This is a genomic window from Lentzea sp. HUAS12, from assembly GCF_024125735.1.
GTDB classification, from domain to species: Bacteria; Actinomycetota; Actinomycetes; order Mycobacteriales; family Pseudonocardiaceae; genus Lentzea; species Lentzea albida.
The window spans coordinates 5,109,416-5,136,410 of record NZ_CP099738.1; the positions used below are offsets into that span (position 1 = coordinate 5,109,416).

Consider the following 26,995-nt stretch of genomic DNA (forward strand, 5'->3'; position numbering starts at 1 on the left):
CAACAGGGTTGATCACGAGCAGGGTTAGGAGCGACCAGGTGAGCACCGAGTTCCCGCCGGTGGAACCGCCGGACGAGACCGTTCTGCGCGAGGCCGAGGCCCGGCACGCGGTGCTGACCAAGCCGGTCGGCTCGCTCGGGCGGCTCGAGGAGCTGGGCAACTGGGTCGCGGCCTGCCAGGGCGTCGTGCCGCCGAAGCCGTTCGTGCGCCCGCGGGTCGTCGTGTTCGCGGGCGACCACGGCATCACCGCCCAGGGCGTGTCGGCGTTCCCGAGCGAGGTGACCGGCCAGATGGTCGCGAACTTCCTCACCGGCGGCGCCGCGGTGAACGTGCTCGCGCAGGTCGCGGGCGCGACGGTGCGCGTGGTCGACATGGCCGTCGACGCGGACACCCCGGCCGCGGTCAGCCAGCACAAGGTGCGGCGCTCGTCCGGGTCGATCGACCGCGAGGACGCGCTCACCCGCGAGCAGTGCGAGCTCGCGATCGCGGCGGGCCGCGCGCTCGCCGACGAGGAGGTCGACGCGGGCGCCGACGTGCTCGTCGCCGGCGACATGGGCATCGGCAACACGACGCCCGCCGCCGTGCTGATCGCGTCGCTCACCGGCTCGGAGCCCGTCTCCGTCGTCGGGCGCGGCACCGGCATCGACGACCAGGCGTGGATGCGCAAGACGGCGGCGATCCGCGACGCGCTGCGCCGGGCCCGCCTGCAGATCAGCGACCCGGTGTCGTTGCTCGCCACGGCCGGTGGCGCCGACATCGCCGCGATGGCCGGCTTCCTGGCGCAGGCCGCCGTGCGCAAGACGCCGGTCGTGCTCGACGGCGTCGTCGTCGGCGCGGCCGCGGTCGTCGCCGAGGAGCTCGCGCCGGGTGCGCGCGCGTGGTGGGTGGCCGGGCACGAGTCGGCCGAGCCCGCGCACGCGATCGCGCTCGGGCACCTCAACCTGAAGCCGCTGCTGGAGTTCGGCATGCGGCTCGGCGAGGGTTCCGGCGCGGTGGCGGCGCTGCCGTTGCTGGTCTCGGCGGTGAAGGTGCTCGCGGAGATGGCGACGTTCGAGAGCGCCGGCGTGACGAACAAGGAATGACGCTCCGCCCGTGAAACTGGCGTTCTCCTGGCTGACGGTCCTGCCGCTGCGCGTCGACGACGTCGATCGCGGAGCGGCGGGCCGGGCCATCGCCTGGACGCCCGTCGTCGGCGTCGTCATCGGCGCGTTGGTCGTCGGCGTGCTCCAAGCGCTCGCGATATCCAATATATCGGCGCTCGTGGCCGGGTTCCTGGTCGTCGGCGTCGTCGCGCTGTTCACGCGCGGTATGCACCTCGACGGGCTCGCGGACGTCGCCGACGGGCTCGGTTGTTATGGGCCGCCGGAACGCGCGCTGAAGGTCATGAAGGACGGCGGCGCCGGGCCGTTCGGCGTCGTCTCGCTGATCGTGGTGCTGGGCGCGCAGGCCGCCGCACTCCCCCACGCGCACTGGGGCGTGGTGCTGCTCGCGTTCGCGACGAGCCGGGCGGCGTTCGGCATCTGCTGCATGCGTGGCGTGCCCGCCGCACGACCTGAGGGGCTCGGTGCACTCGTTGCGGGCACTCAGCACCCGTTGGTGGTCATCGGCACGTGGGTGGTGCTCGCGGCCGCGGCGGTTCCGCTCGGATGGCGCGCGGTCGTCGCCGTCGTCGTCGCGTTCGCGCTCGTGTGGGTGCTGGTGAAGCACACCGGAAAGCGTTTCGGCGGCATCACCGGTGATGTGCTCGGTGCTGCCGCCGAAATCGCGCTTCTGGCCGTGCTGGTGATCGCTTAGGACTTGAGGGTCGTCATCCAGCCGTGGGTGTCGGCGACGGCGCCGTGCTGCAGGCCGGTCAGACGCTCGCGCAGCTTCATCGTCACCGAACCGGTGCCGCCGTCGGCGACGTCGAACTCGCCGCCGGCGTGCTTGACGTGGCCGACGGGCGTGATGACAGCCGCCGTGCCGCAAGCGAAGACCTCGGTGAGCTCACCGGAGGCGTTGGCCTTCTCCCACTCGTCGGTCGAGATGCGGCGCTCCTCCACGGTCAGGCCGAGGTCGGAGGCGAGCTCCAGCAGCGAGTTCCGGGTGATGCCCGGGAGCAGCGTGCCGGTCAGCTCGGGCGTGACCACCTTGTCCCCGAAGACGAAGAACAGGTTCATGCCGCCCATCTCCTCGACCCAGCGGCGTTCCACCGCGTCGAGCCAGACGACCTGGTCGCAGCCCTTCTCGGCGGCCTGCGCCTGCGCCACGAGGGACGCGGCGTAGTTGCCGGCGAACTTGGCCGCGCCGGTGCCACCGGGAGCCGCGCGGACGTACTCGGTCGAGAGCCACACGCTCACCGGGCGGACGCCGCCCGCGAAGTACGAGCCGGCGGGAGAGGCGATCAGCACGTAGAGGTACTCGGACGCGGGTCGCACGCCGAGGCCCTTCTCCGTGGAGATCATGAAGGGGCGCAGGTAGAGGGACTCCTCCGCGGCCGAGGGCACCCAGCGGTCGTCGACCGCGAGGAGCTGCCGCACGGACTCCAGGAAGAGCTCGTCGGGGAGTTCGGGCATCGCCATGCGGCGGGCCGACGCGCGGAAGCGCTCGGCGTTCGCCGCGGGGCGGAAGGACGCGATCGAACCGTCGGGCTGCCGGTAGGCCTTGAGCCCTTCGAAGATCGCCTGGCCGTAGTGCAGCACCATTGCCGCGGGGTCCAGTGCGAGGGTGGAGTACGGGCCGACTTCAGCGTCGTGCCAGCCCTTCTCGCGGTTCCAGCGGATCGTCACCATGTGGTCGGTGAAGTGCTGCCCGAAGCCCGGCTTGGCAAGTACCTCCGCTACGCGCTCCGGGGTCGCCGGGTGCGGGTGGGGAGTCCGGGTGAAAGGCAACGCGCTCGTCATGGGAGCACGGTAACCCGCAGGTGGGGATACGGAAAATCCACTTCCCAAAACTCGGACGTCCTACTAAGTCACAGCTTATAGAGTCCCCGGACATGACCGAGCCGCAGCGATCTTCGACGGGTGCCGACGTCCGCACCGTCTTGCAGGCAGCACTGCTCGTCCTGGGCACCGGCATGACCCTCCTGGACGGCTGGGTCGTCGGCGGCGTCGGCGGGGTCGTCGGCGCGGTGTTCCTGGCGATCTTCTTCCTGGCCATGTACTACGGCATCAGCAAGGACAAGCCCGCGACGAACGGCCGGGTCATCGGCCTTGCGGTGTGTGTTGTGGTGACGCTTCTCGTTTTCCTTTCAGCGTCGTCCTGACCGATGCCGAGAGGCCGATCAGGCCCGTGCCCGCGCCCAGTCCCGCGAGGGAGATGAGCAGCGCGGGCACCGGCGTGCTCATCGCGAGCAGCACCGAGAGCCCGAGGCCGAGGCAGGCCGTGCGCATCGGCCACGTCCGGTCGTTCTGCAACAGCACGCGCGCCGACGCGTTCGTGAAGGCGTAGTAGAACAACGTGCTGCACGCCGCCACGCCCAGCGCGAGCCCCAGCGGCATCAGCACGACGGCGAGCGCGGCCGCGACGGCCACGACGATCGACAGCGCGGCGGGCCGCAGGCGGGTCGGCAGGTCGCCGTCCTCGGCGAGGCCGGTCAGCGTGCGGTGCGCGGACGCGAGGACGAAGTGCAGCGCGGCCACACCGGCCACCGCCGCGGCGATCTGCACGAGCGGCACCAGGGCCGCCGCGTCGGCCGCGACGAGCGCGTCCCGCAGCGGGGCGGGAGACAACGCGAGGCGCGCGCTGCCGAGCTGGCGGAGCACACCGGCGCCCACGGCCAGGTAGACGGCGAACGACAGTCCGATCAGGACGGGGATCGCGATCCTCAGCACGGACGGCGGGTGCGGCTGCTCGCCGCGGTGCGGGGCGGTGATCCGCTCGAACCCGGCGAACGCCACGAACATCAGCCCGGCGACTCCGACGAGCTCGTTGACGGTGCCCGACTCCCCCGCCGACGGCACGGGCGCGATCGAGAAGCTCGACGCGACGACCAGCGCCAGCACGCCGAGGACGACCACCGACACCAGCACGCTGACGCCCGCGGTGAAGCGGAACCCGGCCGCGCCGAGCAGTGCCGTGGCGACGACGAGGGCGAGCGCGCCCAGCACAGGCTGGTCAGGCACGACGTACGCGCCGAACATCAACGCGACGGCGCCCGCCATGGCGGCGCGGCCCAGCAGGTGGGCGCTCGCCGTCATCCTCGCGGGCCACACGCCGAGCTGAGCCCGTACGTATCCGTAACCGCCGCCGACGTCCGGGTAGGCCCGGGACTGGTCAGCGGTGGAGAAGGCCGAGCACAGGGCGGCGAACGCGGAGATGGCCAGCGCCGGGAGCACCCACCAGCCCGCAAGACCTGCGGCAGGGGCGAATCCGGCGAAGACCCCCGCACCGAGCACCGCGGGAAGACCGAGCGCGACCGTCGTGACGACCTCGCGTGGCTTGTGGGTCACGCGTACACGTTCTCAGATGGGGCATCCGGCCGTAACCACCCGGTCGGTTGATACGTGAAACGGGCGAATCGCCACTGTGCGCAACTGTGAACGTCACGGATTGCGGCGAACGTGGCGGGGCTGGGCTTGGCTGGACCAATCCGACCTTTAGCATGGGTCACGATCCTGAGCCCCGCACGCACAACCCTGGAGCAGCACGTGACAGCCCCGAAGCTGGCCCTCACCGAGGGTGACCTGAGCACCACCGCCGCGGACGCAGTCGTCGTGGGCACCCTGCAGGGTGCGGACGGTCTGGAGCTCGCCCCCGGTGCGGAAGCGGTCGCCGCCGCGTTCGACGGCGCTCTGCTCGACGTGCTCGGCACGCTGCGCGCGTCCGGCAAGGCCGACGAGCTCGTGAAGGTGCCGACCTTCGGCAAGATCGCCGCTCCGCTGGTTCTCGCCGTGGGCCTGGGCAAGACCGCCGGCGAGGAGCAGGTGCGCCGCGCGTCCGGTGTCGCCGCCCGCGCGCTCGGCGGCAAGAAGCGCGCGATCAACACGCTCGCCGCGCTGCACGTCGGTGCCGCGGCCGAGGGCACGCTGCTCGGCGCGTACTCGTTCACCGAGTACAAGTCGGAGAAGGGCGAGGGTCCGGTCGCGAAGGTCGACCTGCACGCCGCCGGTTCCAAGGAGAACAAGGCCGCGCTGAAGGCCGCCGTGGCGATCGCCGAGTCCGTCGCCATCGCGCGCGACTTCATCAACACGCCGCCGAACGACCTCTACCCGGGCTCGTTCGCCGACCGCGCCGCGAAGCTCGCGACCGCCGCCGGCCTCGACGTCGAGGTGCTCGACGAGAAGGCGCTGAAGAAGCAGGGCTTCGGCGGCATCCTGGGCGTCGGCGGCGGCTCTACCCGCCAGCCGCGCCTCGTGCGCATCTCGTACAAGGGCGCCAAGGCCACCAAGAAGGTCGCGCTCGTCGGCAAGGGCATCACGTTCGACACCGGCGGCATCTCGATCAAGCCGGCCGCGGGCATGGACGAGATGACCTCGGACATGTCGGGCGCCGCCGCGATCGTCGCCACGATGGTGCTCGCCGCGAAGCTCAAGTACCCGCTGGAGATCATCGCGTCGATCCCGATGGCGGAGAACATGCCGTCCGGTGACGCGTACCGCCCCGGCGACGTGCTCACCATGTACGGCGGCAAGACCGTCGAGGTCCTCAACACCGACGCCGAGGGCCGCCTGATCCTGTCCGACGCCATCGTGCGCGCGTGCGAGGACGGCCCGGACTACCTGATCGAGACCGCGACCCTGACCGGCGCGCAGGTCGTCGCCCTGGGCAAGCGCACCTCGGGCGTCATGGGCTCCGACGAGTTCCGCGACCGCGTGGCCGCCATCGGCACCGCCGTCGGCGAGTCGGCGTGGCCGATGCCGCTGCCCGAGGAGCTGCGCGCGGACCTCGACTCGCGCCTCGCGGACCTCGCGAACGTCACCGGCCACCGCTGGGGCGGCATGCTCGCGGCGGGCCTGTTCCTGCGCGAGTTCGTGGCCGAGGGCGTGCAGTGGGCGCACATCGACATCGCCGGTCCGGCGTTCCACACGGGCGGGCCGTACGGCTACACCTCGAAGGGCGGCACCGGTGTCCCGGTGCGGACCATCGCGGCCGTGCTGGCGGACATCGCGGCCAACGGCTGAGTTCTCTCGTTCGAGCGGGCGGGGATCCTTCGGGGTCTCCGCCCGTTCTGCTTTTCAGGGCCACGGGGGACGCGCTGCCAACACGGGCGGGAGGTGGTGGCCTCGTAGAGATTTGGCGGGCGAATGGATTTCGTTCGAACCGCGGGAGCAGCGCCGGCCTGCTCGTTCGGCGGCCCGCCTCGACGGGCTAGGCCTCCGAGCCCGAGGAGAGGAGGATTTCCACATGGGGACGCATCGCTACGAAGCCGACGTCGTCTGGACCGGCAACACCGGGAGCGGGACCTCCGGGTACAACTCCTACGAGCGCGCGCACGAGATCCGGATCGAGGGCAAGGAGACGATCCTCGGGTCGTCGGACCCGTCGTTCCGGGGTGACCGCACCCGCCACAACCCCGAGGAGTTGCTCGTCGCGGCGCTGTCGCAGTGCCACATGCTGTGGTTCCTGCACCTCGCGTCGGTCAACGGCGTCGTGGTCACCGGCTACCGCGACCACGCGACCGGCACGATGACCGAGCACCCGGACGGGTCCGGGCGGATGACCGAGGTGATGTTGAACCCCGTCGTCACCGTCGCCGATCCGGGTACCAGGGAGACGGCGCAGGCGTTGCACGAGAAGGCCCATTCGATGTGCTTCATCGCGGCCAGCGTCAACTTCCCGGTGCGGCACGAGCCGATCGTGAAAACGGCTTGAGTCTCAAGCCGGTCGAGACAGCAGGGTGGCTGTCATGACCGACGAACAGCTCTACCCCATCGGGGACGTCGCGCGCCGCACCGGGTTGAGTGTGAGCGCCATCCGGTTCTACTCGGACGAAGGTGTCGTGCCGCCCACCGCTCTCACCGGTGGCGGCTATCGGCTTTACGACGTCGAGGCGATCGCGCGGCTGGAGTTCGTGCGGACGTTGCGCGATCTCGGGGCCGGTGTCGAGGACGTGCGGCGGGTGCTGGCCGACGAGATGTCGTTGCACGAACTCGCCAGTGCGCACCTCGTGGTCGTCGAGCGGCAGCTGCGGCAGTTGCAGGGGCGGCGAGCGGTGCTGCGGACCGTTGTGGGGCAAGGCAGCAGTGCGCGGCGGACCGCGTTGATGCACGCGCTCGTGTCACTGTCCGATGAGGACCGTGAGCGGTTGCTCGACGACTTCTGGGGTGAGGTCACGGACGGGCTGGCGGTGCACCCGGCGTTCGTCGGGCAGCTGCACCGGATGCGGCCCGTGTTGCCGCAGGAGCCGGACACCGAGCAGTTGCAGGCGTGGATCGAGCTCGCGGACCTGGTGCAGGACGCGGACTTCCGGCGCGAGGTGCGCACGTACTTCCACACCGCCTTCGCCTCGGCCGGCGCGGGCCGGGCGACGTCGCCGGAGGTGATGGCGCGCGTCGAGGCGCACCGGTTGATCGAGGTCGAGGCCTGGGAGGCGGAACGGTCCGGAGTGGAGCCCGGCTCGCCGCGCGGGCGTGAGATCGGCGGGCGGTTGCTCGCCTCGCTCGCCGGGCTCACCGGCGGGACGACGGACGTCGGGCGCGCGCTGAGCGAACCCGATCCGGTCGTGGACCGCCACGCGCGGGAGGCCGTCGCGGAGTTCGAGGGCGTGCTGGAGCGGTACGTGGCGCTGATGGCGGCGATCAACCGGACCGAGGACGTCGGCACCGGTGCGAGCGAGGCGTGGATCGCCGCGGCGGTCCGGGCCGTCTAGCCGTTGCCGAGCTTCTTCTGGCGCGCCGTGTAGTCGCGCATGCGCTTGGGGTAACCGACGATGCCGGCGTCGTAGATCGGCATGCCGAGTTTGCGTGCGAACGACCTCGCGGCATCCGGCGACGCGACCCGGCGGCGGGTCCACTCGCCGTCGTGGGCGACCAGGACCACAGTGGTTTCGGTCACCGTGGTCTTCGGTTCCACATAGGCCTCGACGCCCTGGCGGCTCCTGGTCCACTGCTCGAGGTGACTCGTGTCCTGGTTGGAGGCGGTACGCAGCACACCTGGGCGCGGCTTCCTGCGGAAACGGTCGAACAGCCCCATCGGGCACCTCCTGTGGCTTGCCACCTCCATGGTGCCAGGAAAGGGTGTTATGAGTAGGTGAATGATCGAGATTCGGAGGCGGTGTTCCCCATGCCGGATCACCGCGCTTCGACAACTAGTGACAAGATGGCCGCGTACCTCGCGCGCACCCGCGCGTAGTAAGTAATCCCGAGGAGATCCGAAGTGACTTCGCCGGAACTGGAGTCGGCCACCAACGCCGATCTCGTCATCCTCGGCGGTGGTTCAGGTGGCTACGCCTGCGCGTTCCGCGCGGCCGAGCTCGGCCTGTCCGTCGTCCTGGTCGAGAAGGACAAGCTGGGCGGCACCTGCCTGCACCGCGGCTGCATCCCGACCAAGGCGCTGCTGCACGCGGCCGAGGTCGCGGACAACGCCCGCGAAGGCGACCAGTTCGGCGTCAAGTCCTCGCTCGAGGGCATCGACATCGCCGGCGTGAACTCGTACAAGGACGGCGTGATCTCGCGGCTCTACAAGGGCCTGCAGGGTCTCGCGAAGGCCAACAAGGTCACCTTCGTCGAGGGCGCCGGCACGTTCGTCGGCCCGAACACCGTCGAGGTGAACGGCCAGCGCTACACCGGCAAGAACGTGGTCCTCGCGACCGGTTCGTACGCCCGGAGCCTGCCCGGCCTGGAGATCGGCGGCCGGGTCATCACCAGCGACCAGGCGCTCAACCTCGACTTCATCCCCGAGAAGGTCGTCGTCCTCGGCGGCGGCGTCATCGGCGTGGAGTTCGCGAGCGTGTGGCGTTCCTTCGGCGCCGACGTGACCATCGTCGAGGCCCTGCCCCGCCTGGTCCCGGCCGAGGACGAGTACGCGTCCAAGCAGCTGGAACGCGCTTTCCGCAAGCGCGGCATCAAGTTCAAGACCGGCGTCAAGTTCACCGGCGCGACGCAGACCGACTCGTCGGTGTCCGTCACGCTGGAGAACGGCGACGTCCTCGACGCCGACCTGCTGCTCGTCGCGGTCGGCCGCGGCCCGAACAGCGCGGGCCACGGCTACGAGGAGGCCGGGATCAAGATCGAGCGCGGCTTCGTCATCACCGACGAGCGCCTGCGCACGAACCTGCCGAACGTCTACGCCGTCGGTGACATCGTGCCGGGCCTGCAGCTCGCGCACCGCGGTTTCCAGCAGGGCATCTTCGTGGCCGAGGAGATCGCGGGCCAGAACCCGAAGGTCATCGACGAGGCGGGCATCCCGCGCGTCACCTACTGCAAGCCCGAGGTCGCCTCCGTCGGTCTCTCCGAGGCCGCGGCCAAGGAGAAGTACGGCGACGTCAAGACGTTCGTCTACGACCTCGCGGGCAACGGCAAGAGCCAGATCCTCAAGACCGCCGGCGGCGTGAAGCTCGTCAAGGCGCCCGACGGCCCGGTCGTCGGCATCACCATGGTCGGCGAGCGCGTCGGCGAGCTCATCGGTGAGGCCCAGCTGATCTACAGCTGGGAGGCTTTCCCGGAGGACGTGGCTCCGCTGATCCACGCCCACCCGACCCAGACTGAAGCCCTCGGCGAGGCGTTCCTCGCCCTGGCCGGCAAGCCGCTGCACGTGCACGGCTGACCGTTCCCCACACAAAGTCAGCCACACGAGAGCACGAGGAGTCAGCGAACAATGGCCTTCTCCGTCCAGATGCCCGCACTCGGTGAGAGCGTCACCGAGGGCACGGTCACCCGGTGGTTGAAGCAGGAAGGCGACCGGGTGGAGGTGGACGAGCCGTTGCTCGAGGTGTCCACCGACAAGGTCGACACCGAGATCCCGTCCCCGGCGGCCGGCGTCCTGCAGAAGATCGTCGCGCAGGAGGACGACACCGTCGAGGTCGGCGGCGAGCTCGCGGTCATCGGTGACGGTGACGGCGGTTCCGCCGAGCCCGCGCCCGCCCCGGCGCAGGAGTCCGCCCCGGAGCCCGAGCCGCAGCAGACGCAGCCCGCGCCGCAGCAGCCTTCCGAACAAGCCCAGGAGGCCCCCGCGGCTCCCGCCCAGTCGGGTGGTTCCGCCGAGGGCACCGACGTCACGATGCCGGCGCTCGGCGAGTCCGTCACCGAGGGCACCGTCACCCGCTGGCTGAAGCAGGTCGGCGACAGCGTCGAGGTCGACGAGCCGCTGCTCGAGGTCTCGACCGACAAGGTCGACACCGAGATCCCCTCGCCGGTCGCGGGCACGCTGCTCGAGATCGTCGCCGGTGAGGACGAGACCGTCGAGGTCGGCGGCAAGCTCGCCGTCGTCGGTTCCGGCAGCCCGCAGGCCGCGCCCGCCCCCGAGGCCAAGCCCCAGGAGACGGCACAGCCGAAGCAGGAGGCCGCCCCGGCTCCCGCTCCGAAGCAGGAAGAGGCCCCGAAGCAGCAGGCACCGGCTCCGCAGGCCGCTCCGGCCCCGCAGGCCGCGCCCGCTCCCGCCGCCGCTTCCTCGAGCGACGACGCGAACGGCACGCCGTACGTCACGCCGCTCGTGCGCAAGCTCGCGTCGGAGAACGGCATCGACCTGGGCTCGCTCAAGGGCACCGGCGTCGGTGGCCGCATCCGCAAGCAGGACGTGCTCGCCGCCGTCGAGGCCAAGAAGGCCCCGGCTCCGGCCCCCGCCGCCCCTGCTCCCGCGGCGTCCGCTCCGGCCGCTCGCACCGCCGCCCCGGCCGCGGTCGACAACTCGGGCAAGCGCGGCACCGTGCAGAAGCTCCCGCGCCTGCGCCAGATCGTCGCGCAGCGCACGCGTGAGTCGCTGCAGCAGTCGGCCCAGCTCACCCAGGTGTTCGAGGTCGACGTGACCAAGATCGCCCGGCTGCGCAACCAGGCCAAGAAGGCGTTCGAGGCCCGTGAGGGCGCGAAGCTCACCTTCCTGCCGTTCTTCGCGAAGGCCGCCATCGAGGCCCTCAAGGCCCACCCGGTGCTCAACGCGTCGATCGACGAGGAGCGCAAGGAGGTCACCTACCACGGTGCCGAGCACCTCGGTCTGGCGATCGACACGGAGCGCGGCCTGCTCAACGCCGTGATCCACAACGCCGGTGACCTGAACCTGTCGGGCATCGCCCACAAGATCGGTGACCTGGCGGCGCGCGCCCGTTCGAACAAGCTCACGCCGGACGAGCTCGCCGGTGGCACGTTCTCGCTGACGAACCTCGGCAGCAACGGCGCCCTCTTCGACACCCCGATCATCCAGCAGCCGCAGGTCGGCATTCTGGGCGTCGGCGTCGTCAAGAAGCGCCCGGTCGTCATGACCGACGAGGACGGCAACGACACCATCGCGATCCGCTCGATGATGTACCTCGCGCTCACCTACGACCACCGCCTGGTCGACGGTGCCGACGCGGGCCGCTTCCTCACGACGGTCAAGAACCGTCTCGAGGAGGGCGCGTTCGAGGCCGACCTCGGCCTCTGAGCAGGACTGATATCCGATATATCGGATATCGCCGCACTGCGAGTCGCAATGTGAGCAGCAGTGTGATCTGAAGGCCACCCCGGTTTACCGGGGTGGCCTTCGGCACATCCTGGGTCCGATATGTCGGATGCGGCTGTGCAGGTGACGTCGCGGTGGGGAACGATCTAGGTATGCGAGTCGTCATCGCGGGATCGTCGGGCCTGATCGGAACGAGCCTGGTGGCGTCCATGCGCGCCGCCGGTCACGAGGTGCTGCGGCTGGTGCGCCGCAAGGCCGCCGCTCCCGACGAACGCGGCTGGGACCCGTACGCCGGGCGCATCGACGACGGCACGTTCGACGGCGTCGACGCCGTCGTCAACCTGTGCGGCGCGGGCATCGGCGACAAGCGCTGGGACGACGCCCGCAAGCAGGTGCTGCACGACAGCCGCGTCGTGCCCGCCGAGGTGCTGTCGGCGGCGGTCGTCGAGCACGGCGTGCCGACCCTGGTCAGCTCGTCGGGCGCCCACTTCTACGGCGACACCGGCTCGCGGCTCGTGGACGAGGACGCGCCGGGCGGCCACACGTTCATGTCGCGGCTGACCCAGGACTGGGAGGCGGCGACGTCCGCGGCCCAGGAGGGCGGCGTCCGCGTCGTGCTGATGCGCACCGCCGTCGTCATCTCCCCCTCCGGCGGCGTGTTCGGCCGGTTGAAGCCGGTCTTCCAGTTCTTCCTGGGCGGCAAGCTCGGGACCGGTGAGCAGTACTTCCCGTGGGTCTCGCTGGACGACGTCGTGTCCGCCTACCGGTTCGTCGTCGAGCACGACGACATCCGCGGGCCGGTCAACGTCGCGGGCCCGGCGCCGGTCACGAACGCCGAGTTCACCAAGGCGGTCGGCCACGCGCTGGGCCGGCCGACGCCGTGGACGGTGCCCGCGTTCGCGCTCAAGGCTCTGCTCGGCGGTGAGATGGCGCAGGAGCTGCTGCTGACCGGCCCCGGCCTGACGCCGAAGGTGCTGGAGAGCCGCGGGTTCCACTTCCTGCACCCGGCACTGCCCTCCGCGCTGACCGCGGCGGTCGCATGACGCGGGCTGTCGCGGCGGTGCTCGTGATCTCGTGGATCCTCCTGGGACTCCCCGAGACGACCGGGCTGGACGTGTGGGTGCACGACGCGCTGCCCCGGCCGGAGTGGTTGAAGGCGACGGCGTTCGCGGTCAGCCTCGTGATGGGGCCGACGATCGGCTGGGCGTTCGCGGCCGTGCTGTTCGTGCTCGCCTGGAAGCGGCGCGACGCGCGGTTGTGGAAGGCGCTGGCGCTGCACGCGGTCTGCTGCGCGACGTTGCTCACGCGGTTCCTGTTCGACCGCGTGCGGCCCGTCGAGTACCACCTGCCGAGCTACCCGAGCGGGCACACGGTCGCGGTCGCGTCGGTCGGGTTCACGATGGTCGTGCTGCTGAAGCGAGGCGTGCTGTGGGCGGTGCTCGCGGTGCTGGTCGCGGGGTTCGCGAGGATCGTCCTCGAGATGCACTGGGTCACCGACGTCGTCGGCGCCGTGCTGGGTGTGACGGGCGTCGGTCTCTTGGCCGCGATGGTGCTGGGGTTGGTAACGTCGGGTCGTGAACTCGTGTCGCACCACGTCAGACCCCGTCGTCATCCGTGAGCTGGGGCTCATCGACTACATGGCGGCGTGGGACCTGCAGAAGGAGGTCGCCGAGGCACGCACCGCCGGCGGCCCCGACACCCTCCTGCTGCTGGAGCACCCGCCCGTCTACACCTGCGGCAAGCGCACCCTCGACGAGGAGCGCCCGCGTGGCGGCAGCACCCCGGTCATCGACGTCGACCGCGGCGGCAAGATCACCTGGCACGGCCCCGGCCAGCTCGTCGGGTACCCGATCGTCAAGCTCTCCGACCCGATCGACGTCGTCGACTACGTGCGACGCGTCGAGCAGGGCCTGATCGACGTCTGCGACGAGCTCGGCGTGCACACCGGCCGGGTCGAGGGCCGCAGCGGCGTGTGGATCCCCGCCGACGACCGGGGCCCGGAGCGCAAGGTCGCCGCCATCGGCATCCGCGTGCAGCGCGGCGTGACCATGCACGGCTTCGAGATCAACTGCAACGCGAGCCTCGACGCGTTCGGCGACATCATCCCGTGTGGCATCGCGGACGCGGGCGTCGCTTCCCTCTCGCACGAACTGGGCCGTGACGTCACCGTCGCCGAGGTCCTGCCGCTCGCCCGTGACTCCGTGCTCGCGGCGCTCGACGGAACGCTCCCCCTGACGGACCGCACTTTGACCCGCTCTGGCCCCGTCGCGGCGGGTATCACCTTCGCTAGCATTCCGTAGCCCTGCGGCGGGGAACCGCAGGCTTGCGGAGGAGGGTGCGTCGTGAGGTTGTCCCGACGCCAATTGTTCACTGCTGCCGGAATCACGGCACTGACGTCCACGGGGCTCGGGACAGGACCGGCGGCGGTGGCCGCTCCTGTCCGCACGTGGTCCGGTGAGATCCAGGTCGGCGAGTGGGAGCAGTACCACCTCGGGCTCGACGGCGGCGCGCACCAGAAGGCGCTGGCCGCGCTCGGCATCGCGCACCGCGACGGGGTCCGCGCCGACGAGCCGTACCTGGTCGTGCCGGTCGAGTCCGTGCGGCGGGCCGCGCTGGAGTTCGGCGACCACGCGGCTGCGGACGTGCTCCGGGCGCGCTTCGGGCTCGACTCGCCGTCGATGCTCGGGTGCGGCCTGAAGGTCGTGCTCGGCCAGGACGGCCTGGAGAAGCGCTACCTCGACGAACCGGGGTTGCAACTGCGATACATCGGATATCGGCGGCGCTTCGCGGGCTACGTGATGCCGATGCCTTCGGCAGTGCGCAAAGCGCTCGCCTGATATCCAATACCCGATATATCAGAGCTGGGGCGCCACGTCCGACGCGATCTCGGTGATGTGGTCGAGGTCCGCCAGGTCGAGGACCTGCAGGTACACGCGCTGCACACCGGTCGCGTCACGCCACGCGCCGATGCGGTCGACGACCTCGGCGGGGGTGCCGGCCAGGCCGTTCTCCTTGAGCTCGCCGACCTCGCGGTCGATCGCGGCAGCGCGGCGGGCGACGTCGGCGTCGGTGCGGCCGACGGCGGCGACGAGGGCGACGGAGCGGATGAGCTCCTTCGGGTCGCGGCCGATCTCCTCGCACGCGGCGTCGACGCGGGCGAACTGCTCGACGGCGGCGTCGATGCCGACGAACGGCAGGTTGAACTCGGTGGCGTAGGACGCGGCCAGCGCCGGGGTGCGCTTGGCTCCCATGCCGCCGATCAGCAACGGCACGCGGTCCTGCGCGGGCTTGGGCAGCGCGGGCGAGTCCGTCAACGTGTAGTGCTTGCCCTCGAACGAGAACGTGCCGCCCTCCGGGGTCTCCCACAGGCCGGTGATGATCGCGACCTGCTCCTCGTAGCGCTCGAAGCGCTCCCCCAGCGGCGGGAACGGGATGCCGTACGCGGTGTGCTCGGCCTCGTACCAGCCGGCGCCGATGCCGAACTCCACGCGGCCACCGGACATCTGGTCGACCTGGGCGACGCTGATGGCCAGCGGCCCGGGGTGGCGGAACGTCGCGGCGGTCATCAGCGTGCCGAGGCGGATCGTCGACGTGTCGCGGGCGAGGCCGGCGAACGTGATCCACGGGTCGGTCGGGCCGGGCAGTCCCTCCACCGACCCCATCTTGAGGTAGTGGTCGGAGCGGAAGAAGGCGCCGTAGCCGGCGTCCTCGGCCGTCCGCGCCACCCGGAGCAGGTCGTCGTAGCTCGCCCCCTGCTGGGGCTCGGTGAAGATGCGCAGTTCCACGAAGACCAAATCTAGTCGCTGGAAAACCGCGGTGCAGGAACGGCCGCGCCTTCCTGCGTGAACACCCCGCGTGCCACGAGGTGCGGATGCGAGGCGGCTTCCTCCAGCGTCAGAACGGGGCTCACGCACGCGTCCGTGCCAGCGAACACCTCCGACCACTCGTCACGCGTCCTGGTCAGGAACACCTCGGTGAACGTCTTGCGCAGCGACGGCCAGCAGGCGCGGTCCATCTGCGCGGGGAGGTCGTCGGCGCACAACCCCAGACCGGACACCAGCAGGGCGTAGAACTGCGGCTCCAGCGACCCCACCGCGACGGAACGGCCGTCCGCGCACTCGTAGATCGAGTAGAACGGGCACCCGCCGTCGAGCAGGTTGGAGTCCGGCGCGTCCTCCCACACCGACTGCGCCTTCATCGACCAGATCATCTGCGCGAGCGACGCCACCCCGTCGACGATCGCCGCGTCCACGACCTGGCCGCGGCCGGTGCGCTGCCGTTCCCACAACGCCGCCAGCACCCCGAGCACCAGGTAGAGCGAGCCGCCGCCGAAGTCGCCGACGAGGTTCAGCGGCGGCTTGCCGATCGCGTGCAGCACCCCGGTCACCGACAGGTAGTTGATGTCGTGGCCGGCGCGCTGCGCGAGCGGTCCGTCCTGCCCCCAGCCCGTCATCCGCGCGTAGACCAGCCCGGGGTTGACCGCCAGGCAGTCCGACGGCCCGAGGCCGAGCCGCTCCAGCACGCCGGGGCGGAAGCCCTCGATCACCACGTCGGCCGACGAGATCAGCGCGAGAACGGCGGCACGGCCCTCGGCGGACTTCAGGTCCGCCGACACCGAACGCCTGCCGCGCAACAGGAAGTCGCGGGAGGCGTCCGGCACGACGGACAGGCCGCCGGACGGACGTTCGACGCGCGTGACCTCCGCGCCGAGGTCCGCCAGCAGCATGGCGCCGTGCGGGCCGGGACCGATGCCGCCGAACTCGACGACCTTCAGCCCCTCCAGGGGTGACATCAGGCTTCGGTGGAGGACACGAACGACAGGCGCGGGCTGAAGATCGCGCCGGAGGACTCGGCGAGGCCGCGCATCGCCTTGGCGTGGTTGCCGAAGTCCGGGTGCGCGAGGGCCGCGCGCAGTGCGTCGGCGCTCTCCCACAACGCGATGTTGACGTAGGAGGCCGGGTCGTCGAGCTGGCGCGACAGCGTGTACTGGATCAGGCCCGGCTGCTCGCGCAGGAAGGCCGCCGTCTCGTCGAAGGCCTTCTCGAACTCCTCGGGGTCACCGGTGAGCGTGAAGCGGTTGACGAAGGTGATCATGACGTGGCTCCTCGGAGAAAACGGTGTCCGACTGGGGAAAACCATGCACACCGCCTCTTGAGACGTGCTCAAGGAACGCCCGCCAAGCTCGGCTCCATGCGCATCATCGATCTGTCTTCCCCCATTGACGCATCCGCGTACGAAGCGGACCCGGTGACGCACGAGGTGCTCACGGCCGCCCAGGGCGCGGAACACATGGCCGAGCAGCTCAAGGCGCGGCTCGGCATCGAGTTCGACGTCTCCGTGCTGCGGGACTCCGAGTTCCTCACGCTGGACCGGATCAGCCTGACCTCCCACACCGGCACGCACGTGGACGCGCCGTCGCACTACGGCTCGAAGACCACGTACGGCAACGGGATCCCGCGCCACATCGACGAGATGCCGCTGGAGTGGTTCCACAACCCCGGCGTGAAGCTCGACGTCCGCGGCCACGGCACCGGCGTCATCGGCGTCGAGGTGCTCGAGAAGGAGTTCGCGCGCATCGGCTACACGCCGAAGCCGATGGACATCGTCATCCTCGACACCGGCGCCGCCGAGCACGCGGGCACCCAGACCTACTTCACCGACTACACCGGGCTCGACGGCCCCGCCACGAACTTCCTGCTGGACCTCGGGGTCAAGGTGATCGCCACCGACGCGTTCAGCCTCGACGCGCCGTTCCCCGACATCGTCAAGCGGTACCTCCAGACCGAGGACGAGAGCGTGCTGTGGCCCGCGCACTTCGCCGGCCGCGACCGCGAGTACTGCCAGATCGAGCGGTTGTCGAACCTGGACGCGTTGCCGGACTTCGGGTTCACCGTCGTCGCGTTCCCGGTCAAGATCAAGGGCGCCGGCGCGGGCTGGACCAGGGCCGTCGCGCTGCTCGACGACTGACACCACTCGAACGTTCGTTTCGAACCCGGACTCAAGTGAGAGCTGAATCACCGTACTTACCTTGGAAAGTATGGATGACAACGAGTTCTACCCACCGGAGTCCGAAGACCACATCGTCCGCGGCATCGATTAGTGGCGTGGCTCGGAACGTTGCCGGTGTATTCGTGCTCAGACGGGTGCGTCGTGGTGCCCTGCTGAGCGCGGATACGCCGCCAACGTTCTGAGTCACACCACTGAATGAACGCCAAAAGGGCCGCCCTCCTTCCCGAGGGCGGCCCTTTTATGTGCTCACACCAAGCGAGCGCGTGCGGTCTCGACGGAGTCCGAGGCGTCCAGCAGCGGCAGCACCTGGGAAGCGCCGTGCCGCACCGCCTTGGTGCGCCGCGCGAACGACGTCAGCGTCTGCCCGGGACCGGCCTCGACCAGCAGCACGTCGTACATCGCCAGCAGGTCGTTGAGCGCCGGTCCGAAGTAGACGGCGTCGGTCAGCTGACGCGTCCAGAACCGCGCCGACGTCGCGTCGTGCTCGGTCATCAGCGTGCCCGTGTACCCGGAGTACACCGGCATCCCGGGGGCGCGCGGCGACACGTTCCACGCCGCCAGCGCCTCGTCCACGGCGGGCTGCATCGCCGGGCTGTGGAACGGCGTGGTGGCGGGCACGGTCACGACGATGAACTCGTCCGCCTCCAGCCGGGCGCGCACCTCGGCCAGCGGCGCGTCCGAGCCGGCCAGCATGGTCTGGCGGGCGGAGTTCACGGCCGCGATCGCGACATCGCCCTGCAGGTACGGCAGCATCTCGGCCTCGGAGGCGGCCACCGCGAGCATCCCGCCGGACGGGATCGACACGGCCGACACCACCCGGTCCCGCACGAGGGAGACCGCTTCCTCCAGCGAGAACACGCCCGCGAGCGTCGCCGCGACGACCTCGCCGGCGGAGTGCCCGATCAGCGCGACGGGCTTCACACCCCACGACAGGACCGTGCGCCCCAGCGCGTAGTCGATCGCGAACAGCAACGGCTGCGCGCGCGACACGTGGTCGACGTCGGCACCGGAAAGCCAGTCGTCGCAGGCGATCGAGCCCACTTCGCCGAACAGTTCGAACACCTCGTCCACCACCGAGGTGAACACCGCGTCCGTGCCGTACAGGGAGGCCGCCATCCGCGGGTACTGCGACCCCTGCCCGGGAAACATCAGTGCTACGTCCACAAGTCCCCTCCAGAAACGGCTCGGGGGCCGTGAAGGTGACACCTTCACGGCCCCCGAGGCATGACATCACCTGTACTCGCGCACCACCATGGCGGAGTTGAAGCCGCCCTTGCCGCGGCCGAGCACCAGCGCGGCCTTGACCTTGCCGTGCCGCGCCTCGTTCATCACGAGGTCGATCTCGTACTCCGGCACCGGGTTCTCGACGTTGACGGTCGGCGGGATCGCGCTCCAGTAGATGGAGAGGATCGCCGACGCCACGTCCAGGGACCCGCCACCGGCGAAGAGCCGGCCGGTCATGGTCTTCGGGGCCGTCACCGGCACGCCGTACGGCCCGAAGATGCCCTTGATCGCCTCGGCCTCGGCCTTGTCGAGCTCGGGGATGCCCGCCGCGTCGGCGAACACCACGTCGATCTCGGAGGCGTCCATGCCGGCGTCGCGCAGCGCGAGCTCCGCGGCCCGCTTGAGGCCCGGCTCCCGCGACGGCATCCGCGAGTCGAACGTCGAGGCGTACCCGACGATCTCGCCGTAGATGCGCGTGCCGGGACGCTCGGCCGCCGACTCCGGCGTCTCCAGCACCATGATCGCGCCGCCCTCGCCCGCGACGTACCCGGAGGCGTCGCGGTCGAACGGCAGGTAGGCGCGCTTCGGGTTGTTGTTGCGGGACAGACAACCCGACGCCTGGTGCGCCACCCACGCCCACGGGCACAGGGACGAGTCCATGCCGCCCGTGAGGGCCAGCTGGACGCCCTTGCGCAGCTGGCGCCGCGCGTGCCCGATGGAGTCGATGCCACCGGCCTGCTCCGACACGACCACCGCGCCGGGACCGCGCGTGCCGTGCCGGATGGAGATCTGGCCCGTGTTGACCGCGTAGAACCACGCGAACGACTGGTACGCCGAGACGTACTCGGGGCCCTGGTGCCACAGCTTCTGCAGTTCGCGCTGGCCGAACTCGTACCCGCCCGCCGTCGCCGCGGTGATGACCGCGATGTCGGTGTCCGGGATGTCGTTGGGCTGCACGCCCGCACCACGCAACGCCCAGTCCGTGCCGACCAGTGTCAGCCGCGTCATGTGGTCCGTCTGCGGCAGCAGGCGGCCCTGCAGGTGCCGCCCTGCCTCGAAGCCGGGCACCTCGCCGGCGATCTTCGCCCAGTAGTTCGCGCTGTCGAACCGGGTGATCGGCTTGATCGCCGCCTCCCCGTGCAGGGTCGCCCGCCAGTACGCGGTCGGCCCCAGCCCGTTCGGCGACGCGATGCCGATTCCCGTCACCACCGCCCGAGTCACCGGCCTGCCCCTTCCACCTTCTTGAGCACCATGGCGCTCTGGAATCCACCGAAACCACTGCCCACGGTCAGCACCGTGTTGACCTTCTTCTCGCGCGCGACCAGCGGCGTGTAGTCGAGGTCGCACTCGGGGTCCGGCTCGTGGAGGTTCGCCGTCGGCGGGATGAGGTCCTGCTCGAACGCCAGCAGCGAGCCGACGATCTCCAGGGACCCGATCGCGCCCAGCGAGTGCCCGATCATCGACTTGAAGCCGGAGACCGGGGTCTTGTAGGCGTGCGCACCCAACGAACGCTTGAACGCGGCCGTCTCGTGCAGGTCGTTCTGCTTGGTGCCCGACCCGTGGGCGTTGATGTACCCGACGTCCGTGGCGTCCGCCCGCGCCTGCTTCAGCGCGATGTTGATGGCGTCGGACATCTCGATGCCCTCGGGGTGCAGGCCCGTCATGTGATAGGCGTTGCACCGCGAGGCGAAGCCGCCGATCTCACCGTAGATGTGGGCGCCGCGGGCACGGGCGTGCTCGAGCTCCTCCAGCACGATGATCGCGCAACCCTCGCCCAGCACCAGGCCGTCGCGGGTCTTGTCGAACGGCCGGCACGCCGTGGTGGGGTCGTCGTTGCGGGTGCTCGACGCGCGGATCACGTCGAAGCACACCACGGTGATCGGGGAGAGCGGGGCCTCGGTGCCGCCGGTGACGACGACGTCCGCGGAGCCCTCCATGATCAGTTCGGCGGCGTAGCCGACCGAGTCGAGGCCGGAGGTGCAGCCCGTGGAGACCACGGACACCGGGCCTTCCGCGCCGACCGTCCACGCCAGCTCCGTCGCCATCGAGGACGGCGTGAAGTAGTCGTAGAGGTGCGGGACGGCGTAGGACTGGTCGACCTCCCAGTACCGGCCCCGGTCGGAGCCGACGATGAACTCGCGCTCCAGCGAGGTCGTGCAGCCGACGGCGGTGCCGAGCGAGACGCCGATGCGGCCCGGGTCGAGCTGGTCGAACTCGATGCCCGAGTCGGACATCGCCTCACGACCCGCGACGACCGCGAACTGCGCGGCCCGGTCGAGCCGGCGGATCTCCTGCGGTGTCAGGCCTTCGCGCACTGGGTCGAAATCTGCTTCTCCCGCCATGCGGGAGCGGTACGGAGACGCGTCGAAGTGCGTGATGTTGCGAGTCGCCGTACGCCCTTCGGACAGCAGTTTCCAATACGCCTTCGTTCCGATGCCACCAGGTGCGACCACGCCCACCCCGGTGATGACGGCGCGACGACTCATCGGACACCTCCAATCGCCTTCTGTGCGGACACGGTCTGCTCCAATCTCGGACAGGGCAATGGTGAGACGGCCCGATCGAGGCCACCTCGAACGACGGCGTAGGACCCCTGTACGAGCCCGGCCCCCGCATCGGCCGCGAACAACTGCTTCGCCGCCGATCCGCCGTCGTCGGGACAACCGAAACCAAGGGGCACACCGGTTTCCGCGACCGACTCGACGATCTCGCCGATCTGGTCCGGCCACAACGCACCCGCGGTGTCGTGCAGCACCACGGTGTCCGCCCCGGCCTCCGCGGCTGTCCGCACGACCTCCAAAGCGTGTTCGGGGTCGATCAGCCAGCCGTCGAAGAAGTCCCGCGCCTCGACGACCACTCGCCGTCCGGCGCGCACGAGTTGGTGCACGGCTTCGCGGAGGACCGAGAAGCCGTGCCCCTGAACAACCACCGCCACCGCGGTCGTCTCCGCGGCGAGCAGGGCGGTGAGGTCCTCCGGCCGGCCGGAGGCGGTCAGCGTGGCGGTCCGCAACCGGAGTTCGACGGCCGCCCGGTGGTAGAACCGGCGGTCCGGCCTGCCGCCGTCGACGAACGCGACGCCGAGCGCGTCGAGGTGCCGCGCCGCGACCAGCCTGTCGGTGACGGACGGGCCGGCGCGGCGCAGCGAGATGTCGTAGAGCTCCATCCAGAACCCCTCGCGCTTCGTCTCGTCAGAACCCCGACAGCAGCACGCGGGAGGCCTCGATCTCCTGGGCGCAGGGCGCCACGTCGGACGGGCAGCCCTTGCGCTGGTGCTCGGCCGCGGCCTTCTCCAGGTACATCGACACCACGTGCAGGCCGTTGCGGCTCGCAGCACGAGCCGCCGCGGTCAACAGGTCCACACCGACCAGCCCCATCGCCCACCACCTCACAGATCAGCCGTTCTCGGCGAACTCCTTGGCGTGCCGCAGGGTCGTGAGGCTGTTCGTGCCCAACGCGTGGCGGATCAGCTCACGGGCGCGCTCGAGCGTGCCGTCCGCGCCGAGCACCTCCTGCACGACCTCGGGACGGATGACGACGGTGTGGTGCGAGGTGGCCTCGATGCCCGCCTCGATGCCGTCACCGATGTCCCGCAACGTCCACCTGCCGATGTGCGCGGCCATGATCGGCGGCGTCCTGGTCTGCTTGTAGACGATCGTGTCGTGCGGCGTGCACACCCGAACGGAGTGCGTCGTGTGGATCGAGCCGTCCGGGCTGCGCGTGTCCATCTCCATGGACTGCACGCCCGTCACGGCCTCGGTGAGGTCGAGCCGGGCGACGTGCGGCAGGCGCTGCGGCCACAGGTCAGACCGGTACAGGAACTCGTACACGTCCTTGCGGGTCGCGTGGATCGTGATGCTGTCCGAGAACGACAGCACCAGCTTGTCGTACTCGTCGCCGTACTCGGCGGCACGCTTGAGCGCCGCGAGCTCGGCGTCGCTGTTGTTGTTCACCGCCCTCAGCACGAGGTCGACGGCCTCCGGCTGGGCGACGGTGAAGTGGTGCAGGAGGTCGACGCGCGTCGCCGAGTCGGCGATCGGCGTGATCCGCCACTCCCCTCCCATCGACTTCACCGGCGCCGCCGAACGCTCCTGCTCGAACTTGACGTGCAGGTTCGCCGAGTCCAGCTCACGGCGGGACGTCCACGTGCGCACGTCACCGTTGGCGAAGGCGTGCAGCCGCAGCCGCTCGGTCGGCCCGTCGGTCTCGAACACCTCGGCGTGCACCGTGGGCCCGAAGATGTACGGCCAGCGCGTGACGTCCGCGATCAGGTCGTACACCACCTTGGCGGGGGCACCGATCATGACCGTGTGCGTGGTGGTGTGCGTCATGTCCCCGTGTCTCCGTTCTCGGCTCGGCCCGCGGTCAGGCCGCGATGTCCCCGTTGACCTTGGTCAGCAGCTGGCGCGGGGTCTCGAGGTGCGCGAGCTCGTCGTCGCCGACGGCGACGCCGTACTTGCGCTTGATCAGCGCCACCGTCTCCAGCAGGGCCAGCGAGTCGAAGCCCAGCTCGAGGAACGGAGTGTCGAGAATGTCCTGGCCGGCCTTGAACGAGTCGTCATCGCCGGCGGCCTCGTTGAGGATCTCCTTGAGACCCTCGATGGTCAGTGCGCTCACGGCTTTTTCCTTTCCTCACCGGGCGTATCCACTCGCCCCACCAGTGAGGTTGCCAGGGTGCGCTGGTAGTCCGGTGGAGGGTTCCTCGAACCCATCACCCGGAAATGCTTGGGGTGCAACGAAAAGCGGCCCCCGCCACAGTGTGGCGGGGGCCGCTTGAGCGTTGGACTAGGCGAGAAGTCCTTGCAACTGCCGGGCTTCGGCGCGGTCGAGCCGCGGGTCGGACGTCACGATGGCGTGCTGCAACTGCTGCAGGCGCGCGGACGGTTCGACCCCCAGCTCGTCGACGAGGGTGCGGCGCAACGCCCGGAACGCGTCCAGGGCCTGCCACTGCCGTCCCGCGCGGAAGAGCGAGATCATGTACTGGGCGCACAGGTTCTCGTTCATCGGGTTCTGCACGGTGAGCACGGAGAGCTCGCTGAGCAACGCCTTGTGCTTGCCCAGCCGCATGTCCGCCTCGATGCGCATCTCCATCACGCCGAGCCGGGACTCCTCCAGGCGCACGACCTCGACGCTGAGCGGCATGCCCGGCCGGACGTCGACGACGGCGGGACCGCGCCAGATGTCCAGCGCCGACCGCAGCAGCCTCGACGCGACCGCGAAGTCCTCCGCGTCGTAGGCGTTCTGGCCCGCTCGGGCCAGCCGTTCGAACTCGTGCACGTCGACGGCCTCTTCCGGCACGTCCAGCAGGTAGCCGCCGTAGCGCGTGACCAGCACCTCCTTGGCGCCGCTCTCGTCCGACGCGGCCAGCGCGTCCCCGATCAGCCGGCGCAGCTGCAGGATGTAGGTCTGCAACGTGGTGCGGGCGCTGCGCGGCGGGCGGTCGTCCCACAGCTCCTCGATGAGGGTCGGCACGGACACGACCGAACCCGAGTGCAGCGCGAGCAGCGCCAGGATCTGCCGCGGCTTGGCCGCCGACGGCGTCACCGATCGGCCGTTCACCTTGGCCTCGACCGGCCCCAGGACCTTGATGTGCATCGCCGTCCCCCTTCTGCTCGAACTTGAGAACCAGTGTGGTCCGCAGGTGGGGGCGCCGTTAGTGCACCGGCCATCGATCTCGGGTGAGTTCTCCCCGGCGGGGGTATGAAAACTTCATACCGAGGCGCGTTAAGCGGTAACTACCAGGCCATTAGCCGAAGTCCTCATGATTACCCACGTCAACTCGGTCGCAAACATCGGAGTTCAACATGTACCCCACCGCCACCGTGGAGCACCTGGTTTCCATCACCGCCGTCGACGACTCCGCCGACGTGAAGATCTACGAGTTCGACCGTGAGTCCTCGGCCGACTTCCTGCCCATGAACTGGTGCGCCACCTCTCCCGGCACCCGGTCGTTCGTGAGGTACGAAGAAGTCCTCGCGGCATGAGAGAGGACCTGGCCGAGCCGGATGCGCGACGCATCGGGTTCAAACGGCACCTCCGGCCGCAGATCGTGCGGGGCGAGGCCGTGTACCTCTTCGGGGAATCCGGGGTCACGGCGCTGCAGGGCCCGCACGTCGAGACGCTCGCACTGCTGCTCGACGGCACCCGCGACCTCACGGCGCTGCTGCGCGACGCATCCGCCGACCTGACCTCGGACCAGGTCGAACGCATGCTCGCCCGGCTCACCGCGGCGGGACTGATCAGCTGCAGGGGTGCGGAGGACGTTTCGGCCGACATCGAGGCCTCACTCGCGTACTGGGACGCGGCCGGCCTCGATCCCGCGGACGCGGTGGCGGCGACAACGACGTCGCTCGTCTCCGTCGTCACGATCGGCGACATCGACCGCGACGCGGTCGTGGACGCGCTGCACCGCAACGGACTGGCGGTCACCTCGGGGAGTGGTGACCTGACGGTCGTGGCGTGTGCGGACTACCTGGCTCCCGAACTCCGCGAACTCGATGCCGCGCACCGGGCCGCCGGTACCCCCTGGCTGCTGCTCAAGCCCGTCGGCGCACAGGTGTGCGTGGGTCCCTTCTTCACGCCCGGCGACGGCCCGTGCTGGCGGTGCCTCGCCACGAGGCTGTCGGCCAACCGGTCGGCGGAGGCCCACGTGCGGGCGCGGTGCGGGGAACGCGGTCCCGCACCCCGCGCGACCATCGGGCTGCCGTCGCTGCGGGCGACCGCGCTCGAGATCGCCTCCGTCGAGGCGGCCAAGTGGCTCGCGGGCCTGCGCCAGGACGCGCAGCGGTCCATCTGGAGCTACGACAGCCTCACCATGAAGGTCGCGCAGCACGAGGTGCGGGTCCGCCCGCAGTGCCCCGGCTGCGGGGACCCGGAGGCGGTCGCGCGCAGGGCGTTCGAGCCCGTCCGGCTGGAAAGCCGCAGGAAGCGCTCCTGTTCCGGCGGCGGCCACCGGTCCGCGTCGCCCCAGGAGGTGCTCGAGACCTACCGGCACCTCGTCGGCCCGCTCACCGGGATCGTGCGGGACATCCGCCGCAACACCACCGGCCCCGCGTTCTTCAACTCCTTCTGGTCCGGCTCGAACATCGCGGCCGACGGCGAGGGGATCGAGGGACTGCGTTCGTCACTGCGGACGGAGACCGGCGGCAAGGGCGTGACGCCGATCGACGCCGAGGTCGGCGCCCTGTGCGAGGCCGTGGAACGGCGCAGCGGCACGTTCTGCGGCGACGAGGCCCAGGTGAGCGGCAGCTACCGGTCACTGGGCGACCGGGCGGTCCACCCCGGCGCCGTGCAGCTCTACGACCCGCGCCAGTTCGCCGGCAGGGACGCCTGGAACGCGGCCCACTCGAAGTTCCAGCACGTCACCACCCCGTTCGACGAGGACGAGGTGATGAGCTGGACCCCGTACTGGTCGCTCACCGAGCAGCGGCACAGGTACCTGCCCACCGGCATGTCGTACTTCGGCGCCCCCTGCCCGCCGAGCGTCACGGCGAACTCCAACGGGTGCGCCGCCGGCAGCAGCCTCGAGGACGCGGTGCTGCAGGCGCTGCTGGAACTAGTCGAACGGGACGCCGTCGCCATCTGGTGGTACAACCGCACGCCGGTGCCGGGTGTCGACCTGGACTCGTTCCGCGACCGGTGGATCGACGAGTGCCGCGAGGTGCACGCCGGTCTCGGCCGCGAGGTGTGGCTGCTCGACGTGACCGCGGACCTCGGCGTGCCCGTGATGGTGGCCCTGTCGCGGCGCACCGACGGCGGCCGCGAGGACGTCATGCTCGGCTGCGGCGCGCACCTGGACCCGCGGATCGCCGCACGCAGGGCGCTCACCGAGCTGAACCAGTGCATGCCGATGGTCTGCGGCGCCACCGACCTGGACTCGTTCGACACCGACACGAGAACATGGTTCGAGCAGATCCGGGTCGCCGAGCAGCCCTGGCTGGCACCCGATCCGGCCGTCGCACCGCACGACGCGTCGCACCACGACCAGCAGCACCGCGACGACCTGGCCGACGACATCCGCGGCATCCGGGACGCCCTGGAGGCGCGCGGGATGGAGGTGCTCGTGCTCGACCAGACCAGGCCCGACCTCGGTCTCCCGGTGGTCAGGGTCGTCGTGCCGGGGCTGCGCCACTTCTGGTCGAGGTTCGCTCAAGGGCGCCTCTACGACGTACCCGTACAACTGGGGCGACTGAACCGGCCACGCCGGTACGACGAGCTCAACCCGATCCCGTTGTTCATGTGAACCACCTGCCGG

At 70.4% G+C, this 26,995-nt stretch carries 29 protein-coding genes; 15 read left to right on the forward strand and 14 right to left on the reverse strand.

What is annotated here, in order from left to right:
* Window positions 1-38: 38 nt before the first annotated feature.
* Both cobT and cobS read left to right on the forward strand, forming a co-directional pair.
* Window positions 39-1,082, forward strand: coding sequence for a nicotinate-nucleotide--dimethylbenzimidazole phosphoribosyltransferase (cobT, locus tag ND450_RS22690; RefSeq protein WP_089922491.1), 1,044 nt, complete (start codon window positions 39-41; stop codon window positions 1,080-1,082).
* A gap of 10 nt (window positions 1,083-1,092) precedes the next feature.
* Window positions 1,093-1,794 (forward strand): adenosylcobinamide-GDP ribazoletransferase, encoded by a 702-nt coding sequence (gene cobS / locus ND450_RS22695; protein ID WP_253320762.1) that lies wholly within the window; start codon window positions 1,093-1,095, stop codon window positions 1,792-1,794.
* On the opposite strand, the gene ND450_RS22700 is transcribed toward cobS, so the two are convergent.
* Window positions 1,791-2,882 carry a branched-chain amino acid aminotransferase gene (locus ND450_RS22700; protein WP_253320763.1) on the reverse strand — a complete coding sequence of 364 codons (1,092 nt, stop codon included), beginning with the start codon at window positions 2,880-2,882 and terminating at the stop codon, window positions 1,791-1,793. The two genes, cobS and ND450_RS22700, sit on opposite strands and share 4 nt — an antisense overlap.
* Before the next feature lie 92 nt (window positions 2,883-2,974).
* Here ND450_RS22700 and ND450_RS22705 point away from each other — a divergent pair, with 92 nt between their 5' ends.
* Window positions 2,975-3,244: a hypothetical protein gene (locus ND450_RS22705; RefSeq protein ID WP_253320764.1), complete on the forward strand. Its 270-nt coding sequence runs from the start codon at window positions 2,975-2,977 to the stop codon at window positions 3,242-3,244.
* Here the strand turns inward: ND450_RS22705 and ND450_RS22710 are convergent.
* Entirely contained in the window at window positions 3,183-4,430 is a 1,248-nt protein-coding gene (locus ND450_RS22710) for an APC family permease (protein WP_253320765.1), read from the reverse strand. The genes ND450_RS22705 and ND450_RS22710 overlap by 62 nt on opposite strands.
* Window positions 4,431-4,628: 198 nt before the next feature.
* Between ND450_RS22710 and ND450_RS22715 the strand changes: the two genes are divergently transcribed.
* The 3 genes from ND450_RS22715 (at window position 4,629) to ND450_RS22725 (ending at window position 7,789) form a co-directional block, all read left to right on the forward strand.
* Entirely contained in the window at window positions 4,629-6,101 is a 1,473-nt protein-coding gene (locus tag ND450_RS22715; protein WP_253320766.1) for a leucyl aminopeptidase, read from the forward strand.
* A gap of 223 nt (window positions 6,102-6,324) precedes the next feature.
* Entirely contained in the window at window positions 6,325-6,792 is a 468-nt protein-coding gene (locus tag ND450_RS22720; protein ID WP_253320767.1) for an OsmC family protein, read from the forward strand.
* A 34-nt stretch (window positions 6,793-6,826) separates the two neighbouring features.
* Window positions 6,827-7,789, forward strand: a complete 963-nt coding sequence (locus ND450_RS22725; protein ID WP_253320768.1) for a MerR family transcriptional regulator — start codon at window positions 6,827-6,829, stop codon at window positions 7,787-7,789.
* On the opposite strand, the gene ND450_RS22730 is transcribed toward ND450_RS22725, so the two are convergent.
* Window positions 7,786-8,112 carry an oxidoreductase gene (locus tag ND450_RS22730; protein ID WP_089922483.1) on the reverse strand — a complete coding sequence of 109 codons (327 nt, stop codon included), beginning with the start codon at window positions 8,110-8,112 and terminating at the stop codon, window positions 7,786-7,788. The genes ND450_RS22725 and ND450_RS22730 overlap by 4 nt on opposite strands.
* A 183-nt stretch (window positions 8,113-8,295) precedes the next feature.
* On the opposite strand from ND450_RS22730, the gene lpdA reads away from it, so the two are divergent.
* The 6 genes from lpdA (at window position 8,296) to ND450_RS22760 (ending at window position 14,348) form a co-directional block, all read left to right on the forward strand.
* Window positions 8,296-9,684: a dihydrolipoyl dehydrogenase gene (gene lpdA, locus ND450_RS22735; protein ID WP_245786492.1), complete on the forward strand. Its 1,389-nt coding sequence runs from the start codon at window positions 8,296-8,298 to the stop codon at window positions 9,682-9,684.
* A gap of 51 nt (window positions 9,685-9,735) precedes the next feature.
* Entirely contained in the window at window positions 9,736-11,493 is a 1,758-nt protein-coding gene (gene sucB / locus ND450_RS22740; protein ID WP_253320769.1) for a 2-oxoglutarate dehydrogenase, E2 component, dihydrolipoamide succinyltransferase, read from the forward strand.
* A 170-nt stretch (window positions 11,494-11,663) separates the two neighbouring features.
* Window positions 11,664-12,554, forward strand: coding sequence for a TIGR01777 family oxidoreductase (locus tag ND450_RS22745; RefSeq protein ID WP_253320770.1), 891 nt, complete (start codon window positions 11,664-11,666; stop codon window positions 12,552-12,554).
* A complete protein-coding gene (locus tag ND450_RS22750) occupies window positions 12,551-13,129 on the forward strand; it encodes a phosphatase PAP2 family protein (protein ID WP_253320771.1) in 579 nt (192 codons plus the stop codon). The genes ND450_RS22745 and ND450_RS22750 overlap by 4 nt, the downstream gene beginning before the upstream one ends.
* Window positions 13,086-13,811, forward strand: coding sequence for a lipoyl(octanoyl) transferase LipB (lipB, locus tag ND450_RS22755; RefSeq protein WP_253320772.1), 726 nt, complete (start codon window positions 13,086-13,088; stop codon window positions 13,809-13,811). Before ND450_RS22750 ends, lipB begins: the two co-directional genes overlap by 44 nt.
* Window positions 13,812-13,937: 126 nt before the next feature.
* On the forward strand, window positions 13,938-14,348 hold the full coding sequence (locus ND450_RS22760) for a hypothetical protein (protein ID WP_253320773.1): 411 nt from the start codon (window positions 13,938-13,940) through the stop codon (window positions 14,346-14,348).
* An 18-nt stretch (window positions 14,349-14,366) separates the two neighbouring features.
* Here ND450_RS22760 and ND450_RS22765 read toward each other — a convergent pair whose 3' ends face one another.
* Genes ND450_RS22765 through ND450_RS22775 form a run of 3 tightly spaced genes read right to left on the reverse strand, consistent with a single transcriptional unit; the run spans window position 14,367 to window position 16,605 of the window.
* Window positions 14,367-15,296 (reverse strand): LLM class F420-dependent oxidoreductase, encoded by a 930-nt coding sequence (locus ND450_RS22765; protein WP_253320774.1) that lies wholly within the window; start codon window positions 15,294-15,296, stop codon window positions 14,367-14,369.
* A gap of 11 nt (window positions 15,297-15,307) precedes the next feature.
* The gene (locus ND450_RS22770; RefSeq protein ID WP_305885230.1) at window positions 15,308-16,306 is read right to left on the reverse strand and encodes a CaiB/BaiF CoA-transferase family protein; all 999 of its coding nucleotides are present in this window, start codon (window positions 16,304-16,306) and stop codon (window positions 15,308-15,310) included.
* On the reverse strand, window positions 16,303-16,605 hold the full coding sequence (locus ND450_RS22775; RefSeq protein ID WP_253320775.1) for an antibiotic biosynthesis monooxygenase: 303 nt from the start codon (window positions 16,603-16,605) through the stop codon (window positions 16,303-16,305). Before ND450_RS22775 ends, ND450_RS22770 begins: the two co-directional genes overlap by 4 nt.
* Window positions 16,606-16,701: 96 nt before the next feature.
* Between ND450_RS22775 and ND450_RS22780 the strand changes: the two genes are divergently transcribed.
* Window positions 16,702-17,478 carry a cyclase family protein gene (locus tag ND450_RS22780; RefSeq protein ID WP_253320776.1) on the forward strand — a complete coding sequence of 259 codons (777 nt, stop codon included), beginning with the start codon at window positions 16,702-16,704 and terminating at the stop codon, window positions 17,476-17,478.
* A 288-nt stretch (window positions 17,479-17,766) separates the two neighbouring features.
* Here ND450_RS22780 and ND450_RS22785 read toward each other — a convergent pair whose 3' ends face one another.
* The 8 genes from ND450_RS22785 to ND450_RS22820 form a co-directional block, all read right to left on the reverse strand.
* The gene (locus tag ND450_RS22785) at window positions 17,767-18,684 is read right to left on the reverse strand and encodes an acyltransferase domain-containing protein (protein ID WP_253320777.1); all 918 of its coding nucleotides are present in this window, start codon (window positions 18,682-18,684) and stop codon (window positions 17,767-17,769) included.
* 66 nt (window positions 18,685-18,750) lie between these two features.
* Window positions 18,751-19,965, reverse strand: coding sequence for a ketosynthase chain-length factor (locus ND450_RS22790; protein WP_089922473.1), 1,215 nt, complete (start codon window positions 19,963-19,965; stop codon window positions 18,751-18,753).
* Entirely contained in the window at window positions 19,962-21,230 is a 1,269-nt protein-coding gene (locus ND450_RS22795; protein WP_089922472.1) for a beta-ketoacyl synthase, read from the reverse strand. The genes ND450_RS22790 and ND450_RS22795 overlap by 4 nt, the downstream gene beginning before the upstream one ends.
* Window positions 21,227-21,907, reverse strand: coding sequence for a hypothetical protein (locus ND450_RS22800; RefSeq protein ID WP_253320778.1), 681 nt, complete (start codon window positions 21,905-21,907; stop codon window positions 21,227-21,229). Before ND450_RS22800 ends, ND450_RS22795 begins: the two co-directional genes overlap by 4 nt.
* A 25-nt stretch (window positions 21,908-21,932) precedes the next feature.
* Window positions 21,933-22,118: a hypothetical protein gene (locus ND450_RS22805; RefSeq protein ID WP_253320779.1), complete on the reverse strand. Its 186-nt coding sequence runs from the start codon at window positions 22,116-22,118 to the stop codon at window positions 21,933-21,935.
* A gap of 18 nt (window positions 22,119-22,136) precedes the next feature.
* Window positions 22,137-23,072, reverse strand: a complete 936-nt coding sequence (locus tag ND450_RS22810) for an aromatase/cyclase (protein WP_253320780.1) — start codon at window positions 23,070-23,072, stop codon at window positions 22,137-22,139.
* A gap of 34 nt (window positions 23,073-23,106) precedes the next feature.
* On the reverse strand, window positions 23,107-23,358 hold the full coding sequence (locus ND450_RS22815) for an acyl carrier protein (RefSeq protein WP_089922469.1): 252 nt from the start codon (window positions 23,356-23,358) through the stop codon (window positions 23,107-23,109).
* 168 nt (window positions 23,359-23,526) lie between these two features.
* Window positions 23,527-24,336 (reverse strand): AfsR/SARP family transcriptional regulator, encoded by an 810-nt coding sequence (locus tag ND450_RS22820; RefSeq protein ID WP_089922468.1) that lies wholly within the window; start codon window positions 24,334-24,336, stop codon window positions 23,527-23,529.
* A gap of 209 nt (window positions 24,337-24,545) precedes the next feature.
* On the opposite strand from ND450_RS22820, the gene ND450_RS22825 reads away from it, so the two are divergent.
* A complete protein-coding gene (locus tag ND450_RS22825) occupies window positions 24,546-24,725 on the forward strand; it encodes a hypothetical protein (protein WP_253320781.1) in 180 nt (59 codons plus the stop codon).
* Window positions 24,722-26,983, forward strand: a complete 2,262-nt coding sequence (locus ND450_RS22830; protein WP_253320782.1) for a TOMM precursor leader peptide-binding protein — start codon at window positions 24,722-24,724, stop codon at window positions 26,981-26,983. Before ND450_RS22825 ends, ND450_RS22830 begins: the two co-directional genes overlap by 4 nt.
* The last annotated feature ends 12 nt before the right edge of the window (window positions 26,984-26,995 follow it).

What these genes read in the sequence shown, in the direction of transcription:
- ND450_RS22700 (WP_253320763.1), bottom strand. Translation starts at nt 2,882, where the DNA reads ATGACGAGCGCGTTGCCTTTCACCCGGACTCCCCACCCGCACCCGGCG.
- ND450_RS22705 (WP_253320764.1), top strand. Translation starts at nt 2,975, where the DNA reads ATGACCGAGCCGCAGCGATCTTCGACGGGTGCCGACGTCCGCACCGTC.
- ND450_RS22720 (WP_253320767.1), top strand. Translation starts at nt 6,325, where the DNA reads ATGGGGACGCATCGCTACGAAGCCGACGTCGTCTGGACCGGCAACACC.
- ND450_RS22725 (WP_253320768.1), top strand. Translation starts at nt 6,827, where the DNA reads ATGACCGACGAACAGCTCTACCCCATCGGGGACGTCGCGCGCCGCACC.
- ND450_RS22730 (WP_089922483.1), bottom strand. Translation starts at nt 8,112, where the DNA reads ATGGGGCTGTTCGACCGTTTCCGCAGGAAGCCGCGCCCAGGTGTGCTG.
- sucB (WP_253320769.1), top strand. Translation starts at nt 9,736, where the DNA reads ATGGCCTTCTCCGTCCAGATGCCCGCACTCGGTGAGAGCGTCACCGAG.
- ND450_RS22745 (WP_253320770.1), top strand. Translation starts at nt 11,664, where the DNA reads ATGCGAGTCGTCATCGCGGGATCGTCGGGCCTGATCGGAACGAGCCTG.
- ND450_RS22750 (WP_253320771.1), top strand. Translation starts at nt 12,551, where the DNA reads ATGACGCGGGCTGTCGCGGCGGTGCTCGTGATCTCGTGGATCCTCCTG.
- ND450_RS22775 (WP_253320775.1), bottom strand. Translation starts at nt 16,605, where the DNA reads ATGATCACCTTCGTCAACCGCTTCACGCTCACCGGTGACCCCGAGGAG.
- ND450_RS22780 (WP_253320776.1), top strand. Translation starts at nt 16,702, where the DNA reads ATGCGCATCATCGATCTGTCTTCCCCCATTGACGCATCCGCGTACGAA.
- ND450_RS22795 (WP_089922472.1), bottom strand. Translation starts at nt 21,230, where the DNA reads ATGAGTCGTCGCGCCGTCATCACCGGGGTGGGCGTGGTCGCACCTGGT.
- ND450_RS22800 (WP_253320778.1), bottom strand. Translation starts at nt 21,907, where the DNA reads ATGGAGCTCTACGACATCTCGCTGCGCCGCGCCGGCCCGTCCGTCACC.
- ND450_RS22805 (WP_253320779.1), bottom strand. Translation starts at nt 22,118, where the DNA reads ATGGGGCTGGTCGGTGTGGACCTGTTGACCGCGGCGGCTCGTGCTGCG.
- ND450_RS22810 (WP_253320780.1), bottom strand. Translation starts at nt 23,072, where the DNA reads ATGACGCACACCACCACGCACACGGTCATGATCGGTGCCCCCGCCAAG.
- ND450_RS22820 (WP_089922468.1), bottom strand. Translation starts at nt 24,336, where the DNA reads ATGCACATCAAGGTCCTGGGGCCGGTCGAGGCCAAGGTGAACGGCCGA.
- ND450_RS22825 (WP_253320781.1), top strand. Translation starts at nt 24,546, where the DNA reads ATGTACCCCACCGCCACCGTGGAGCACCTGGTTTCCATCACCGCCGTC.
- ND450_RS22830 (WP_253320782.1), top strand. Translation starts at nt 24,722, where the DNA reads ATGAGAGAGGACCTGGCCGAGCCGGATGCGCGACGCATCGGGTTCAAA.